This window comes from Clostridium swellfunianum, from assembly GCF_023656515.1.
Lineage (GTDB): Bacteria > Bacillota > Clostridia > Clostridiales > Clostridiaceae > Clostridium_AT > Clostridium_AT swellfunianum.
The window spans coordinates 2543485-2558653 of the sequence record NZ_JAMOFV010000006.1; the positions used below are offsets into that span (position 1 = coordinate 2543485).

A 15169-nucleotide genomic window follows, 5' to 3' on the forward strand; every position below is an offset into this window, starting at 1 on the left:
TTTAAAGTGATAAAGGCAAGAAAAACTATCAAGAAAAGTATATTTCTTTCACAGATTTCTGTTGTTTTAGCAGTACTTTTAACAACGGTCATAGCCTTTAATATTTGTCTTAGTCTTTATATAAGGTCACAAGCTAAGAAGCAGTTAGTCGCAGCTGCTGCAGTGCTTCGTAAATTTATAGCTACAGATCTTGCTGATTTAAATCTAGAGTCTAGCTTAAAAAAAGAAGATAGAGAGAATTTAAAAGCTGTGCTTAAAATCAATAGAGCACTAAAGCAAACTCAATTTATAATGGATATTAACTATGCAATTATAGGAAAAAATAAAAATCTAATTTATAATCTTCACTCAAGCGAAGATTCTCAAACACTTAAAGAAGAAATACTTCCAGCACTTAAGCAGGAAAGTATAACTTCCGCCGAAGCTGTAAAAAATAGAATATTATATTTTTCAGCTTCAGGCAAAAGCTATGCCTCTATGGTCTATCCCCTAAAGCTTCAAAACAATAAGAGCATAGGTTACCTGTTCCTCTATTCTGATTTAGCCCAAAGTATGCAGCTTAAGTCTACCATTAACATTATATTGGCAGGAATACTTTTGCTGGCAGCAGCAATGGCATTAACTATGTCTAATGCATTGTCTCGGAAAATTTCCAATCCAATTTCACAGCTTAGCAAATTTGCTCAAAACATTGGAAACAGGGAATATGCAGCCCCTGAAATCAACTTTTCAGATGATGAAACTGGTGAACTCGGCAGAACCATGATTGCCATGTCAGAGAAGCTATCTGCTTATGATAATACAATGAAAACCTTCCTTCAAAACTCTTCTCACGAGCTTCGCACACCCTTAATGTCTATTCAAGGCTACGCTGAAGGAATTAAGTATGGTGTGGTGGAAAACAAAGATAAAGCAGTTGAAATAATAATTGATGAAAGCAAAAGGCTTTCAAGCCTGGTAGAAGATTTGCTTTATCTGTCTAAAATAGATACAATGCAGGAAAACCTGAATATAGAAGCAGTTAATGCAGAAAACTTCCTAAGAAGCTGTATTGAAAGGATAAGAGGAATAGCACTTTATGAAAATAGAAATATTAGGCTGCATATAGATAATAGTGACTCTGTTCTTAATATTGACGAAGAAAAATTCTCAAGGTCAATATTAAACATTCTTGCAAACTCATTAAGATATGCTAAGGAAAATATAGATATTTTCTTTTCAATAGAAGATAGTTATTCAGTCATTAAAATATTAGATGATGGCTCTGGTCTTGAAGAAGAGGATATTCCCAGAATATTTGACAGATTCTATAAAGGCAAAGGCGGCAAGTATGGTTTAGGACTTGCAATAGCCAAAACCATAGTAGAAAAGCACAAAGGAAGCATAACTGCAGAAAACAATCCACAGGGTGGAGCTTATTTTAAAATAATTCTGTAAAGTTATCCACAACATATTGTGCATAATGTGTACAACACCTCAATATATTGTTTTAAAAATAACATGAACAAATTCTCTCCTTACTGAATAAACATATATAGACCTATGTATTCAAGAAAGGAGGTTTTTTACTATGAAAATAATACTGCATTTTAAAGATGGTAAATCTAGCGAATTAAACCCAATGATAGCAAAAATGCTTATGAAAGTGGTTAATATAAATGACTTAATAAATAATCCTTCAGGACAAAAGTCTACTATAGGCAAGTTTGTTAATATAGATGGATTATATTCTGTGGAGATAGTATTGTAAAAGGCAGCCTGCTTAGGCTGCCTTCTAATATCTTTATTTAATTTTGTCTACTATGTCTTGTACAGTTAGCTTAAACTGCTCCCCAGTAACCATATTCTTAAGAGTTAATACACCACTAGCAATCTCGTCTCCACCAATTATAATTACATAAGGGATTCCTAGTTTGTTTGCATAATTAAGTTTCTTTGCAAACTTACCTTCTTCAAAATAAACTTCAGTAATTATGCCGGCTTTTTTAAGCTCGTTTGAAACTCCAATTGAGTAACCAATATTCTCGTCCATTGGTACAACTAAAACCTTTGTTAAGGTTGAAGAAGTACTTTCCTTAAAGAAGCCTGCTTCCTTAAGCTGATAGAACAATCTGCTTAAGCCTATAGAAATACCTACTCCTGGAAGCTTTTGGGTTGTATAGTATTCAGCAAGGTTGTCATATCTCCCCCCTGAGCATACTGAACCAATGCTTGGGTAATCGTTAAGTATTGTTTCATAAACTGTTCCTGTATAGTAATCAAGTCCTCTTGCTATTTTTAAATCTATAGCAAAGTTTTTATCAGGAACTCCAAATTGCCTTATATAATAAACAACCTTTGAAAGCTCCTCTAAGCCTAAAGCAAACTCTTCGTTTTCTATGTTAAGATTTTTTAAGCCTTCTAATATTTCATCATTGCTGCCTGTGATATTTATAAACTGCTCAATTCTAGAAACAGCCTCGTCAGCTAAGCCTAACTCCTTAAGCTCACTTTTAACTGCCTCCATGCCTATCTTGTCAAGCTTGTCGATGGTTCTTAAAACCTCCATCTTAGCTTCAACACCAACTGCTTCAAAGAAGCCGTTTAAAACCTTTCTGTTGTTGATGTGAATTGTGAAGGAGTCAAAGCCTAGGTCAGTAAAGGTTGAGTAAATGATACTAGGAATTTCAGCATCGTTTATAATGTTTAGCTTTCCGTTTCCTATTATATCTATATCACATTGGTAGAATTCTCTAAATCTACCTTTTTGACTTCTTTCTCCTCTATAAACCTTACCTATTTGGTATCTCCTAAAGGGAAAGTTTAATTCGCTCATGTGTTGAGCCACAAATCTAGCTAGAGGAACAGTAAGGTCGAAACGAAGGGACAAATCACTGTCACCCTTGTTGAATCTATAAATTTGCTTTTCTGTATCTCCGCCACCTTTAGCCAAAAGTACCTCTGACTTTTCTATAACAGGAGTATCCACAGGAATAAAGCCATACTTTTCATAATTCTTTCTTATTGTATCCATCATTTTATTAAAAGCTATTTGGTCAGCTGGAAGCCACTCTAGAAAGCCTGGAAGGGTTGATGGTTTAACTATTTGATTAGCCATATCTTAATTCTCTCCTATTCAATTTCATTTAATATGTAAATTAAATTCATCACTTTATTATAATAAAACAAACAACCTCATGTTATCAATACATAAAGTTATTAATATATATTATAGACTATTTTTGTTAAGTGTTTCACTAGTTTTATTTAAATTTTACATTTTTCTGTTTGTTTGTATACCCAAAAGAAAAATAAATATAAAGGTACATAAATTATAAAAGACTTAAAACAGCTCCAGCGAATATTGTGATACATACCTATTTTCGAAAAAACAGGCTCCATTAAATAGCCGCTAAACCCTCCGAAACCAAGAGCTTTTATAATAGGACTAACCTTTGGCATAGTTTGAAACATAAACATAATGAGAACAGGGAATAAAGAAAAATTCCATGGGATATATATGGGAAATAGGGGAAGCAGCGTCCAGTCATAGTGCCAAAGTCCATAAGAAATACCAATAATATCGAGAAAATCGGTAACTACTGCTATAACAAAGGCAGTAAACAGCATTCGTATTGTATCTTCTCTACGCCTATACCTCATCCATATTATCCAAGGAATAATAGTTAGAGCTAAGTTGAGCCACCATCTCCAGCTAAACAAAACTTCAACACGCCACAAATTAAAAAGTTCTTTATTTATATCAACGAACTTACTATGTATATCATCTAAAACTCTATTATTCATCTCTAAAAACCCCTTTATACTGGTACTTTGTATATCAAAACTTTCGGCAATGCTACAATAATGAACACCATATATACAGTTATTATACAAAGTATAAAATGCATAATATAACCTTCCTTAACCAATCATTGAGCTACTATGTTCATATAATTCCCTGCAGATTCAAAAAAAATCTTACAAGATCAAATCAATATATTTCTATATTTTATACGCATTTATGCAGTAACATCTTTTTTGAGTCTAAAATAGAATATAGGAAAGCCCTTTATTAAGAAGGAGAAGTATATGAAACTTTCCAAGATTCCTAAAGATATGCTTAATATTTTTGTACATTTTATCGGTCCTAACCCCTCTACTTCTTTTAACCCTTGCAGCATTTGCCCAACTGTAGATTCTTCTGCTTTTATCGGTCCCTTTTCCTCAGTAATTGGGGATATAACTATAAAGGAGAATGTTTTTATTGCCTCAAATGTGTCTATAAGAGCAGATGAAGGAACACCTTTTTATATTGGAGCAAATACAAATATTCAAGATGGAGTTATTTTGCATGGTTTAAAGAATGGAAGAGTTATATCAAATGGAAGAAAGTATTCAATTTACATCGGTGAAGGTGTCAGCTGTGCTCATGGTTGTTTAGTTCATGGACCCTGCAAGATTAAGGATAATGCTTTTGTAGGCTTTAATGCCATTGTTTTTAACTGTATTATTGGGGAAGGTGCTTATATATCTCCAAATGCAGTTGTGACTGGTGGTGTAAGACTGCCTGATAATCGTTTTGTACCTCTTGGAGCTGTTATTGATACACAGCAGGAAGCTGACGCTCTGCCTACCCTCACTGAAGCACAACAGGAATTTACAAGGGATGTTCAAAATGTTAATAGAGAGTTTCCGCTTTCCTATTCAGTACTGTTTGGTTCAACCCGTTGTTCCTGTGGATTAGCCTGTAACACTAATAATTTACTTAATCAAGAATACTAAAAGGAGCCCTCAAGGCTCCTTTTAGTATTCTTGCTATTCATTCTTTGAAACTAATCGCTGAGCTTATCAACAATAGATTTAAATCTAGATAAGATTTCCTCATTGCTTAAGCCATCTAGCTCCATATACTCAATTTTTTTATATAAAGTCTTTTCTTCAATAGGTTCATAAGAACCTGGAAGCCATTTAATAGTTTTTATGTTGAATTCAACTGCCTCGTTATTTAATAGTGCCATGCACTTTTGAGATTCACCAATTTGTATTAAGAAGCCTTCCTTAGTAGCCTCATAGCTTCCCTTTGAGGATATTTTTATTAAGCTCAGTATACATCTGTCTATCACTAAATCACATCCTTTGTCCTGTATAGTTTAAATATAGTATACCAAAAAGAGCCCCACCAATGTGGAGCTCCAAATTAAACTGCTTTAATTATTTCTAAAACTAACCTTGATGTGTTAACTAAATCCTCAATTCTCAAATGTTCTTCAAGAGTATGAGGCTTTCTTTCACCTATTCCAAGATTAACAGCTTTTATACCATGTCCATTTAGTATATTAGTGTCGCTGCCGCCTCCTGTAGCTGCTGTGAAGGAGCTTAATCCCATATTACCACAAGCCTTCTTTACAAGGGCAACAATTTCATCATCTTCGTCTATAACAAAAGGACCATACGCTCTTGAAGTCTCAATTTCAACTTTTGCTCCAAAATTCTCAGCTGCCTTTTCAAAGCACTGAACCATATGAGCTGTTTGAGCATCAAGCTTTTCACTGCTTAAGCTTCTTGCTTCTGCTTTTATTATAACTTCAGGACAAACTATATTTGTTGGCCCCTGACCACTTATTGAACCTATGTTAGCCGTAGTTTCTTCATCAATTCTTAAAAGTCTCATATTTGCTATTGCAGCAGAAGCAACCTGAATTGCACTTATCCCTTCTTCAGGGCAAACTCCAGCATGGGCAGGTCTTCCAATGATTTTTACATCTATTTTATCCTGAGCAGGTCCCTTTACAATAATTTGTCCTGGTTCTCCGCCGCTATCAAGCACATAACCTAGCTTTGCTTCAAGCCTGTTGTAGTCAAGATTTTTAGCACCAAATAATCCTGTTTCCTCTGCTATGCTAAACACAATTTCTATTGGACCATGCTCCAAATTATTTTCCTTTATACACTTTAAAGCCTCAAGTACCGCAGCTATACCTGCCTTGTTATCACCGCCAAGTATAGTAGTTCCATCACTGTATATAACCTCATCTTTAATTACGGGCTTTATTCCTATTCCAGGAGTTACTGTATCCATATGACAGCTAAATAAAACCGGCTGCTTATCAAGACTTCCCTTAACCTTAGCAATAACATTTCCAGTTTCTCCGCCAATTTTTTCTCCTGCAGCATCTACATAAACTTCAGCTCCAACAGCCTCAAGCTCGCCTATGATAAATTTTGCAAAGTTTCCCTCAGTTCCAGACAAGCTGTCTATTTGTATATACTTTAGAAACTCATTAACTATTCTTTCTCTATTAACCATTTTACCGCTTCCTTTCTTTTTTATAATCACTACTAATTTAAAACTAATCCCATTAGAAAAGGTACCTAGCTAGGTACCTTTTTATAACTACATGAATATTCCTGCACCTGGTCCTATTGGGAGACCTAATACATACCATACTACTAGAAGTATTGTCCATCCTACAAGGAATACTATTGAGAATGGAACCATTGTAGATATAAGTGTTCCAATACCAGCATCCTTATCATATTTCTCTGATAGTGCTACTATCATAGCAAAGTATGACATTAATGGCGTTATTATATTTGTTGTAGAATCACCTATTCTGAAGGCAACCTGAGTAAATTCTGGTGCAAAGCCCATCTGCATAAGCATAGGAACAAATATTGGAGCCATAATTGCCCACTTAGCAGAAGCTGAAGCCATAAATAGGTTGATAAGTGCTGTTACTATTACAAACCCTATCATTAGCGGGATACCCTTTATGCCTGCTCCCTTTAAAAAGTCTGCACCTGATACCGCAAGTATAGTGCCAAGCTTTGAATAGTTAAAGTAAGCAACAAACTGAGCTGCTACGAAAACAAGTACTATATAGCTGCCCATTGAAGCCATAGCTTTAGAAGCTTGAGCAACAATTGCCTTATCGGTCTTAGCAGTTCCTGACCCAATGCCATAGAAGATTCCTGGTATTAAGAAAGCTAAAGCTATAACCACAACTATTGAAGTCATGAATGGGGATTCTAGAACCTTATGTGTTTTAGGATCTCTTAACAATCCGTTATATGGAGCTACTAACGCTACCATAGCTGCAGCCGTTAGTATAAAACCTATTAAAGCATATTTTAGACCCTTCTTTTCGGAATCAGTTAATTTTTCAAGTGTAACCGAAGCATTTCCCTTATACTCCCCAAGTCTTGGTTCAACTATTTTCTCAACTACATAAGTTCCAAGTATAGTAATTAACACAGTTGATACTGCAAGGAAGTACCAGTTATCAGTAGCCCCTACAGAATATTTTGGATCAAGCATCTTAGCTGCTTCTGTTGTGATTCCACCAAGAAGAGCATCTGTGGGTCCTGGGAAAAGATTAGCACTGAAGCCACCTGATACGCCAGCAAAAGCTGCTGCGACACCAGCGAGAGGGTGTCTCTTAAAACCTAAAAATATTACCGCACCAAGAGGTATTAAAACAACATAGCCTGCGTCTGAAGCAATATTTGACATAACACCTGCAAATACAACTACTGCTGTTATAAGTCTCTTAGGAGTACCTAATACTAATTTTCTTATTAAAGCTGATATAAGTCCTGTTCCTTCTGCAACCCCAACGCCTAAAAGCGCAACTAAAACTGTTCCAAGAGGTGCAAAGCCTGTAAAGTTTTTAACTGCATCAGTGAACATATATCTTACACCGTCTGGAGTTAAAAGACTTATTGCCTTTACTGTTATTTCTCCCATCTTTTGTGTTTTTGAATCAAACCCCGTATAGGTTACTGAAACTCCTGCTGTTGCTAATATGTGAGAAATAATAACTATTGCCGCACAAAGTATTAAGAAGATTGTTACTGGATGAGGCATTTTATTTCCTACTTTTTCAACAACATCTAAGAATCTGGCAAATAGGCCTTTTTTTTCGGTCTTCTGCTTTTGAACCTTATTAATCATTTTTGTCCCCCTTTTAATAGTGTTAAAATAATTTTAAAATTTCGTAAGTTTATATTAGCATGTCCTTTTTTCAGTGTCAATATATATTTGAATAATTGCGAATTAAATTATTCATTTTATTGATTTTTCATTCATATCTTTATATGCTATGAAAGTTGTAATATTTCTTTAAATACCGTTTACATTCGTCAAATTTGACTTTATTTGATGCTTAATCCTTCAATTTTCAATTATATGCTATTTATTACCCATCAAATTTATTGAATAATTGGATATCAAAAAATTCATTTTTGATATTTGAACGCTATTTTCTTTCAGTATATAACTCGTAAAATTTGTCTAAACAATTACCTCAATTTACTGTTTGTATTAATAATTAAATTCTGATTTTATATAATTACTCTTAAGTCTATGATAAAAAAATAACGCTGGCAGAAAAATATCCGCCAGCGTTATAATCCTTATTTTTGAAAGGTTGATTCTTGAGGGTTAAATATATTTGTAAGTTCGTTTATATTTTCTTGTCTTCCAAGTCCTATGCAGGCATTTATAATCTCATTGCACTGCTCCTGGTTGAGACTTTCAAGCTTATTTATTATAGTATCTCTAGCTGGAGTGCTTCCAAGATATTCATTAACAGCTATCTTTAGATTGCCCCTATTATTATGCTTGTCATTTTTAATCAATTGTGAATTTACAATCTCAACTAATAGCTTTGCTTCATCTTCAGTAAATAGTCCTCTCCATTGAATCATTTATAAGTCCTCCTAAAATAAATAATATAGTTCCTACAATATAAATCTAATATTATCTTTCTAAATTTAGATATTATTATGCATTACAATTATTGTAAGAAGCTTATTCTATTTGGCAGGAAACTGAAATTTCCAAGGACCATTCAAGATTGTTTTGAATTCTGAAATTCTTAAATCAATGTTTTTAGAATTTCCCTTAAAGTCAAATTCATAATATTCAACAGTTCTATTGTCACGTTTAACATTCCAACTGTAGCCCATGCTTCTTTCAGAATTTATAGCGATAATTTTAAGTTCGCTTAGGTTCTCAACTTTCGCATTATCATAATTTGTATCCACATAAATTCTTATATTGTTTCCTGTTCTCACTGCCTTCTTTATTGTAAAGGTATATCCGCTTATATCATAATACTTATTTAATTCAAGTTCCCCTTCCTTTGGTATTTGAAATTTAATACTCTTATCAATTTTATAGGTTAAGCTTACTTCAGGTATTTCAACTATATAGTTTTTTGCATCCTCCTTAGGAACAAAATAGAACTCTGACAAAGGCGAAGAAAACTGCTTAGGATAATCCAACTCATATTGCCTTCCAAGGTCATCCTTTAGAGAAATATCGTACTTTCCATAGTTATCAAGATCTACCTGCTGACCGTATTCTGCTATCTTTCTGTTTGCTGAAGGATGCTCTATTAGATTAAATTTCATTTTATCTTCCTGCTTAGAGGGTACTAAAGTTATTCCTAGGTTATTCTTAATATCTGTAGGTCCCATTTCTGAATAATTCCCAAAGCTTTCACCAAGTCTTAAAGCTACGTGGATACTGCTTTTATCAGGAAGTATAATATAAAAGCTTCTCATATCTTCAGGCACGTTACTGAAGCCTAGATTTCCGGTCCATATACTTCCACCGCTGCCAAGGGAATAAGTTTGCTTATTGTAGCTATTACCATTTTCAGCTGTGATAAAAATACTTGCAAAAGCTTCAGCTTCAATATATTTGTCACCTTCAAGTTCTAGTGATAAGGAGCTTCTGTCTTTAACAACTGATTTTACAACTATTTCTCCGCCGTTAAAGCTCGCTCTTATTGGTTTAGAAAGCACATAAAGCTCTCTTCCCTTGCTTTCCTGAACACTACCTACTCCTGGAATAAAATAAAGCCTTTTTATAATTTCAGCCACAGCCTTTTTTCCTGGAGGTGTGAAGCCAGTAAATATTATCAGCGCTAAAGCCGAAGCTGCTATTAAGCTCTTTTTTAGTTCGCGCCTTGTCTTTGCTGGAGTTTTCTCTAATTCCCTTAAAACATTATTTTTAATTCTGTTTCTTTGATCACAGCTCAATTCTTCTTCACCAAAATCTACATCTTCAAGAAGTCTCCTGCTTTCCTCTTCTGAAAGACTTACCATAAGATCAAATATTTCCTTATCCTCGCTGTTCATTTATATGCCTCCTTCCCTCAATCTCTATTATTTCTCTCAGCCTCTTTCTTCCTCTCCAAAGCCTATTATCCACAGCCTGTCTGCTTAGCTTCATATATCCGCAAATGTATTCAATACTCTGCTCCATGAAGTATCTTCTTAAAAATATTTCTTTATCTATTGGATTGAAAGATTTTATTACTTCAATAACTTCATCCTTTCTTTCCTTAAGCAAAATATTTTCTTCAATATCTTCCTTTGATGAAAGCTGTAAAGCTTCAATATCAATAATATTATTTTTCTTTATCAATGCTTTCTTTTTATTTAAAGCCTTGTATTTGCAAAGTATTAATATCCAAGTCTTTAAGCTTCCTCTGCTCTCATCAAACTTATCTATGTTGTTCCAAGCTTCAATAAAAACATCCTGTACACATTCCTCAATATCCTGCTCAGTACCCGTGTTTATTAAAATGCTCTTGGCAAGCCCATACACCGAACCCATGTACAAGTCCATGAGCTTTTCAATGTTTAATTTCACAATTTTCTTCCCCCAGTCAAACCTCAATAATCTCTTTCACTTATTACTACAAGTTAAATTATAGATTTCTCCCACACATTAGCAACTATTTTATAGATAAATATAAAAACATATAAATATAACTTTACTAGAAAAAAATATGCTGAACAAATTGTCCAGCATATTTTAATAACCTTATTTAGTTCTATTCCTTAATTACAAGTCCAAGAAGACTTGTAAGCGAAATAGCCTGAGCCGTTGATACAATGGCCCCTCTAACATTTTCAACCCTTGCTGCCAAGCCGTCTATTCCACAGCTGCTTAAGTCAATTCCTTCAAGCTTAACTCCATACATTTGGCACTCAGTTAAATCTGTGCTGATAAACTCAACTTTTGAAAGCTGACTTTCTTGAAAGTCTGAAGCCCCAAGTTGACATCCTTTGAAGGACACCTGCTTGCAATCAGCAAATCTAAATAGCGCATATCGTCCATTACAGTCTTCAAAAACAATATTTCTTAAAGTTGTTTCTGTTAAGTTTAAACCAATAAGCTTGCAATTTACAAATTCCACTCTGTGCAGCGAGCTTTCTCTTAAATCAAGGTTGGATAAATCACAGTTTTCAAATCTCACATCTGTAAGCTCACAGGCTTCTAAAGAAACATTCAGGAAAACTGTATTCTTAAACAATACTTCCTTAAAGGATACCTTTTTAGCTTCGTGGTCTTCTATAAAACCATCCTTAACTAGTGCGTATGAAATTGAAGCATAATCCTCCAGGTTATCTCTCGAAATGTCCATCAAGTCTAAATCCTTTGAAAGCTTTGGTTTTAATATTTTACTAATACTTTTGTTATCTGCCATCTTAAACCTCTATATCTGATTAAATATTTATTTCTATAATTATACCATACATATTGGTCTAGATTTTGGCATTTATATATAATGCAAAAGCTCTAATGCATTATATATATATCTAATTTGAAAACTCCTGAGTTGCGTGACTTAATCCATCAGTTGATAAGGTTACTCCCACACCTATCCTACCAAAGGCAGGATCTAAAATATTTGCTTTATGCCCAGGTGAATTCATCCATCCATTCATTATCTTTACAGCAGTAGCATTCTGTCTTAAGTAATCGACACTTGAGGCTTTAGCCATCCAAATATTTTCCCCAATAGTAGTATATCTGTAGTTAAAATTCTTAGCTAAACTACTTAACCCTCCTATATTGGGTGAGGTGTGCTCAAAGTAATCATGCTGAAGCATATCATTAGATTTGTATCTTGCCATGCTTCTTAAAGTTTCATTCATAACCAAAGGCTTAACTCCTGCTTTTGCTCTTTCTTGATTTACAAGCACTAATATTTCTTCTTCAATACTAGCTTTATATTCTACTGGATGCTTTAATGCAGAAGAGCTTGTACTATTTTGTGTTGAGGCTTGCTGCGCTGGTTTTGGTACAACTTTCTCAGGAGATGGCTTAGAAGCAGTAGATGCAGACGGCTTTATCTCAGCCTTAGCTGCTTGTCGTGCTTTAGCTTCTTCAGCTTTAGCCTTTGCCTTGGATTGTTCCTCTTCTTTTTCTTTTGCCTCTTGTTCAGCCTTAAGCTTTGCTTCCTGTTCTGCTTTTATCTTGGCTTCATCTTCAGCAGACTGCTTTGTACCTGCCTGTTCCTTAATAAGGTTGTCCACTAAACCAGGTATCTCATTGTTAGGTATGGCACTGCTGTTTGCTGTTTTAGCTTGAGTACAGCCTGACAATATAGCTGCTGAAAGCAAAACTATAACTAGTTTCTTTATCATATTCAAATTCCTCCAACTTCATATTTATTCAAGCAGTCCTTTACTTCTTATATACGTCCATATCTTTGAATTTAAGTACGTACCCAGACATGCAGGTATTTCCTCATATAAAAAAGACACCTATTTCAGCGTCTTTTAAGCAATTCTAGTTATTTAGCTTTTTTATCTTTAAATTTTTATCACCAGTTATATCTATTTTGATATTACCCTTAGCATCTCTTCCCACAATTTTTATTCTGCTGTTTCCTTTTTGAACCTTAATTCCCTGCTTACCTGTCTTTCCTCCATCTACAATAGTTATAACCTTGTTATCAGGTCCAATCAGCACTACCTTAAAATCTCCTTTTTCAATCTTTATATCATAATCTACGGTTACCTCTGTTTGTTCTTTTGCATCTATAGACCATAGAGTATCCATACCATAAAAAGTTCCAAACTTTATTTCTGATCTATGACTTGTAGTAGTTCCAACTCTACTTTTAAAGTTATAGCTATCAGCCTTCTTAGCTATCTTTGCATCATCGTTATATACTGTTTTTTGAAAATCTGAAACAGTGCAGCCTGATAAAACTAAGCCTGCAAGCAATAAAAAACCGCTAATAAGTATAGATTTTTTCATTTTATTTCTCCTAACCTAATAGTACTTTTCTATATAATACATATGTGTAAGCTTTAAATTTATACTATTAATACAACTTTTGTTTAATTCGCTAAAGTAATTTCACTTCTACTGAAAAGAGTGCTATAATAATTCATGTAAACGATATTAGGCAGAAGATATAAAAATTCAGGAGGGATATATCATGATAACTTCAATTAAGCTGAATTTAGAAACTATAGAAGCAATGTTGTATTTTTGGAATGCAGTAAAAGATAGAGAAAATGTTTCTGAAATGTTCATTTACGATCTAACTTCAATGCAGGGATTAACTCTAGCTTACGACGCTAACTTCACAGAAGAGTCTGTTCGTAGGGCTTTAAGTGCGCTTAAAAACAGAGAAATTTTTTCAAGAAGCTCCAGAGAAGAAGGCCGTTTCTATAACAATAACCTTTGGATGATGGAAGACCTTGAGTACACTAACCTAATGGTTGCTCCTATTAAAAAACTCAATTTAGACTACTTAATAGATGAACTAAATTCTAAGTTCCCTAACTCAAAATACAACGAGCTTGAAGTTTATTTCTCACCACTTCACCTAGATGAGTATCTTATCAAAGACAATAAGCTTATAATCAATTTCTTTAGAGTTAAACCTAGTGATTTTGATGAAAACACCTTTGTAGGTGACAAGGAACTAAGAGCTTACATAAAAGAAAAGCTAGAAGAGCTATTAAATAACTAAAAATAAGGATTGCAGCCTGATTAAGTGCTGCAATCCTTTTATATTACTCATTCACTATCTTAAATTCCTTCAGCATATTGTAAAACCTTGCTCCATGCCCCTCTGCTGCTTCAATAAAATATTGTTCCTTAATTACAAAAGTTCCTCCCTTTGTATTATCAACAAGATAATACTGAACTACTGTATCCTTTGAATTTGTACCGCTTTTAGCACGAAGCAGTATCCCGCTTACAGGGTCTTTTACAGCACCTTTGTTCTCAACAGTTTTGAACTTTGACTTGAGCTCCTTTTCAACATCTTCTGCTACTGCAGAAGGCTTCTTATCCTTAATCTGCTGAATTTCCATAAATACCTCTGGATAGTTGGCTGCCTTGTTCTTTGGAACTATTTTATCTTTACCTTCTAAATTCTGCATTGTGTACATCTGTTCATCAATATAAATGATATATTTCATTGCGCTTTCCTTTAGGGTGACATTATCCTGCGTCGGCATCCCCTCAATTCCCTGCTTGATTACTTTGTTTGGCGCAAATATTTCCTTAATCTTGCCGACGGCTGCCTGCCCATAGTCTGTATTAAAACCTACAACTAAAGCTACTGCTGCAGCAACGCTGCCGTACTTAACAAATGCAGGTACTCCTTTTTTCTTTCTTCTATCACTTCTCTTCATTGTTTTTACTTTTCCCCCATCTAAGTTTAGCTCCTTTTGGATATTGTTCCATACCATATTCTTTAATTCTGCTGCTTCTTCAGTGCCTTCAAAAATAGCGTCTCTAACTTTTTTATCTTCCATATGATCCATCACCCCTATTCTCCTCCAGTCTTTCAATTATAGTTCTCAGCTTTTGCCTTCCCTTAAATAATCTAGACTTTATAGTGTTGATATTGATACCAAGAATATCAGCAATCTCACTTTCCTTAAAACCTCTTAAGTATTTAAGAACTATAGGAATTTTATTGTTATCCTCTAAACTCTCTATTGCTTTATACAAGCTTTCATATTCCTCGAAATTGTAAGCATCCTCACTGGAACCTTGAATATTATTTTCAATAAAATCATCAACAAGAACTAGGTTAGAATTTTTCCCAAGTACCCTGTTGCATTCATTGATTAAAATTCTATAGAACCAAGGTTCAAAAGGTTTATCTAAATCAAAAGCTTGTATATTTTTATAAACCCTTATGAAAGCTTCCTGAACAGCATCTGCAGCGCTCATCTTGTTTTTTGTTACTACCGCGGCAACCCTTAGAGCGTAATCTGCATATTTGTTATAAAGCTCCTCAAAAGCTTCGTTGTCACCCTCTCTAATTCTTTGTAGTAATTCTCTGTCCAACGTTGAATCCTCCTGCTAAAATATAAATCCGGCCGGATTTTTTATTGCTTACATAATATA

The 15169-nt window shown here is 34.3% G+C and carries 17 protein-coding genes; 4 read left to right on the top strand and 13 right to left on the bottom strand.

Features of this window, described 5'->3' with window-relative positions; genetic code table 11:
- The first annotated feature begins 6 nt into the window (after nucleotides 1–6).
- Complete coding sequence (locus NBE98_RS22530; RefSeq protein ID WP_250815245.1) at nucleotides 7–1437, top strand: HAMP domain-containing sensor histidine kinase; 1431 nt, start codon at nucleotides 7–9, stop codon at nucleotides 1435–1437.
- A gap of 133 nt (nucleotides 1438–1570) precedes the next feature.
- Nucleotides 1571–1750 carry a hypothetical protein gene (locus tag NBE98_RS12120; RefSeq protein ID WP_250815246.1) on the top strand — a complete coding sequence of 60 codons (180 nt, stop codon included), beginning with the start codon at nucleotides 1571–1573 and terminating at the stop codon, nucleotides 1748–1750.
- Between the two features lie 33 nt (nucleotides 1751–1783).
- Here NBE98_RS12120 and hisS read toward each other — a convergent pair whose 3' ends face one another.
- Entirely contained in the window at nucleotides 1784–3097 is a 1314-nt protein-coding gene (hisS, locus tag NBE98_RS12125; protein WP_250815247.1) for a histidine--tRNA ligase, read from the bottom strand.
- A gap of 149 nt (nucleotides 3098–3246) precedes the next feature.
- Nucleotides 3247–3786, bottom strand: coding sequence for a CBO0543 family protein (locus tag NBE98_RS12130; RefSeq protein ID WP_250815248.1), 540 nt, complete (start codon nucleotides 3784–3786; stop codon nucleotides 3247–3249).
- A 285-nt stretch (nucleotides 3787–4071) separates the two neighbouring features.
- Here NBE98_RS12130 and NBE98_RS12135 point away from each other — a divergent pair, with 285 nt between their 5' ends.
- On the top strand, nucleotides 4072–4764 hold the full coding sequence (locus NBE98_RS12135; RefSeq protein WP_250815249.1) for an LbetaH domain-containing protein: 693 nt from the start codon (nucleotides 4072–4074) through the stop codon (nucleotides 4762–4764).
- A 50-nt stretch (nucleotides 4765–4814) separates the two neighbouring features.
- On the opposite strand, the gene NBE98_RS12140 is transcribed toward NBE98_RS12135, so the two are convergent.
- From NBE98_RS12140 to NBE98_RS12180, 9 genes are all read right to left on the bottom strand, one after another.
- Nucleotides 4815–5105 carry a hypothetical protein gene (locus tag NBE98_RS12140; RefSeq protein WP_250815250.1) on the bottom strand — a complete coding sequence of 97 codons (291 nt, stop codon included), beginning with the start codon at nucleotides 5103–5105 and terminating at the stop codon, nucleotides 4815–4817.
- Between the two features lie 74 nt (nucleotides 5106–5179).
- On the bottom strand, nucleotides 5180–6289 hold the full coding sequence (locus NBE98_RS12145; RefSeq protein WP_250815251.1) for a M20/M25/M40 family metallo-hydrolase: 1110 nt from the start codon (nucleotides 6287–6289) through the stop codon (nucleotides 5180–5182).
- 87 nt (nucleotides 6290–6376) lie between these two features.
- Entirely contained in the window at nucleotides 6377–7936 is a 1560-nt protein-coding gene (locus NBE98_RS12150) for an AbgT family transporter (protein ID WP_284703637.1), read from the bottom strand.
- Nucleotides 7937–8397: 461 nt separating this feature from the next.
- A complete protein-coding gene (locus NBE98_RS12155; RefSeq protein ID WP_250815252.1) occupies nucleotides 8398–8691 on the bottom strand; it encodes a hypothetical protein in 294 nt (97 codons plus the stop codon).
- A 108-nt stretch (nucleotides 8692–8799) separates the two neighbouring features.
- On the bottom strand, nucleotides 8800–10131 hold the full coding sequence (locus NBE98_RS12160; RefSeq protein ID WP_250815253.1) for a hypothetical protein: 1332 nt from the start codon (nucleotides 10129–10131) through the stop codon (nucleotides 8800–8802).
- A complete protein-coding gene (locus NBE98_RS12165; RefSeq protein WP_250815254.1) occupies nucleotides 10115–10648 on the bottom strand; it encodes a sigma-70 family RNA polymerase sigma factor in 534 nt (177 codons plus the stop codon). The genes NBE98_RS12160 and NBE98_RS12165 overlap by 17 nt, the downstream gene beginning before the upstream one ends.
- A 184-nt stretch (nucleotides 10649–10832) precedes the next feature.
- The gene (locus tag NBE98_RS12170; RefSeq protein WP_250815255.1) at nucleotides 10833–11489 is read right to left on the bottom strand and encodes a pentapeptide repeat-containing protein; all 657 of its coding nucleotides are present in this window, start codon (nucleotides 11487–11489) and stop codon (nucleotides 10833–10835) included.
- A gap of 112 nt (nucleotides 11490–11601) precedes the next feature.
- Nucleotides 11602–12432, bottom strand: coding sequence for a CAP domain-containing protein (locus NBE98_RS12175; protein ID WP_250815256.1), 831 nt, complete (start codon nucleotides 12430–12432; stop codon nucleotides 11602–11604).
- A 145-nt stretch (nucleotides 12433–12577) separates the two neighbouring features.
- Nucleotides 12578–13051: a hypothetical protein gene (locus NBE98_RS12180; RefSeq protein ID WP_250815257.1), complete on the bottom strand. Its 474-nt coding sequence runs from the start codon at nucleotides 13049–13051 to the stop codon at nucleotides 12578–12580.
- A 184-nt stretch (nucleotides 13052–13235) separates the two neighbouring features.
- Here NBE98_RS12180 and NBE98_RS12185 point away from each other — a divergent pair, with 184 nt between their 5' ends.
- Complete coding sequence (locus NBE98_RS12185) at nucleotides 13236–13775, top strand: TDE2712 family protein (protein WP_250815258.1); 540 nt, start codon at nucleotides 13236–13238, stop codon at nucleotides 13773–13775.
- A gap of 43 nt (nucleotides 13776–13818) precedes the next feature.
- Here the strand turns inward: NBE98_RS12185 and NBE98_RS12190 are convergent, their stop codons facing one another.
- Complete coding sequence (locus NBE98_RS12190) at nucleotides 13819–14580, bottom strand: hypothetical protein (protein WP_250815259.1); 762 nt, start codon at nucleotides 14578–14580, stop codon at nucleotides 13819–13821.
- Nucleotides 14558–15109: an RNA polymerase sigma factor gene (locus NBE98_RS12195; RefSeq protein WP_250815260.1), complete on the bottom strand. Its 552-nt coding sequence runs from the start codon at nucleotides 15107–15109 to the stop codon at nucleotides 14558–14560. The genes NBE98_RS12190 and NBE98_RS12195 overlap by 23 nt, the downstream gene beginning before the upstream one ends.
- Nucleotides 15110–15169: the final 60 nt, after the last annotated feature.

Bases quoted from the DNA above. Each gene is read 5' to 3' on its own strand.
- NBE98_RS12170 (WP_250815255.1), bottom strand. From the start codon at position 11,489: ATGGCAGATAACAAAAGTATTAGTAAAATATTAAAACCAAAGCTTTCA.
- NBE98_RS12135 (WP_250815249.1), top strand. From the start codon at position 4,072: ATGAAACTTTCCAAGATTCCTAAAGATATGCTTAATATTTTTGTACAT.
- NBE98_RS12145 (WP_250815251.1), bottom strand. From the start codon at position 6,289: ATGGTTAATAGAGAAAGAATAGTTAATGAGTTTCTAAAGTATATACAA.
- NBE98_RS12180 (WP_250815257.1), bottom strand. From the start codon at position 13,051: ATGAAAAAATCTATACTTATTAGCGGTTTTTTATTGCTTGCAGGCTTA.
- NBE98_RS12120 (WP_250815246.1), top strand. From the start codon at position 1,571: ATGAAAATAATACTGCATTTTAAAGATGGTAAATCTAGCGAATTAAAC.
- NBE98_RS12175 (WP_250815256.1), bottom strand. From the start codon at position 12,432: ATGATAAAGAAACTAGTTATAGTTTTGCTTTCAGCAGCTATATTGTCA.
- NBE98_RS12130 (WP_250815248.1), bottom strand. From the start codon at position 3,786: ATGAATAATAGAGTTTTAGATGATATACATAGTAAGTTCGTTGATATA.
- hisS (WP_250815247.1), bottom strand. From the start codon at position 3,097: ATGGCTAATCAAATAGTTAAACCATCAACCCTTCCAGGCTTTCTAGAG.
- NBE98_RS12185 (WP_250815258.1), top strand. From the start codon at position 13,236: ATGATAACTTCAATTAAGCTGAATTTAGAAACTATAGAAGCAATGTTG.
- NBE98_RS12160 (WP_250815253.1), bottom strand. From the start codon at position 10,131: ATGAACAGCGAGGATAAGGAAATATTTGATCTTATGGTAAGTCTTTCA.
- NBE98_RS12155 (WP_250815252.1), bottom strand. From the start codon at position 8,691: ATGATTCAATGGAGAGGACTATTTACTGAAGATGAAGCAAAGCTATTA.
- NBE98_RS12150 (WP_284703637.1), bottom strand. From the start codon at position 7,936: ATGATTAATAAGGTTCAAAAGCAGAAGACCGAAAAAAAAGGCCTATTT.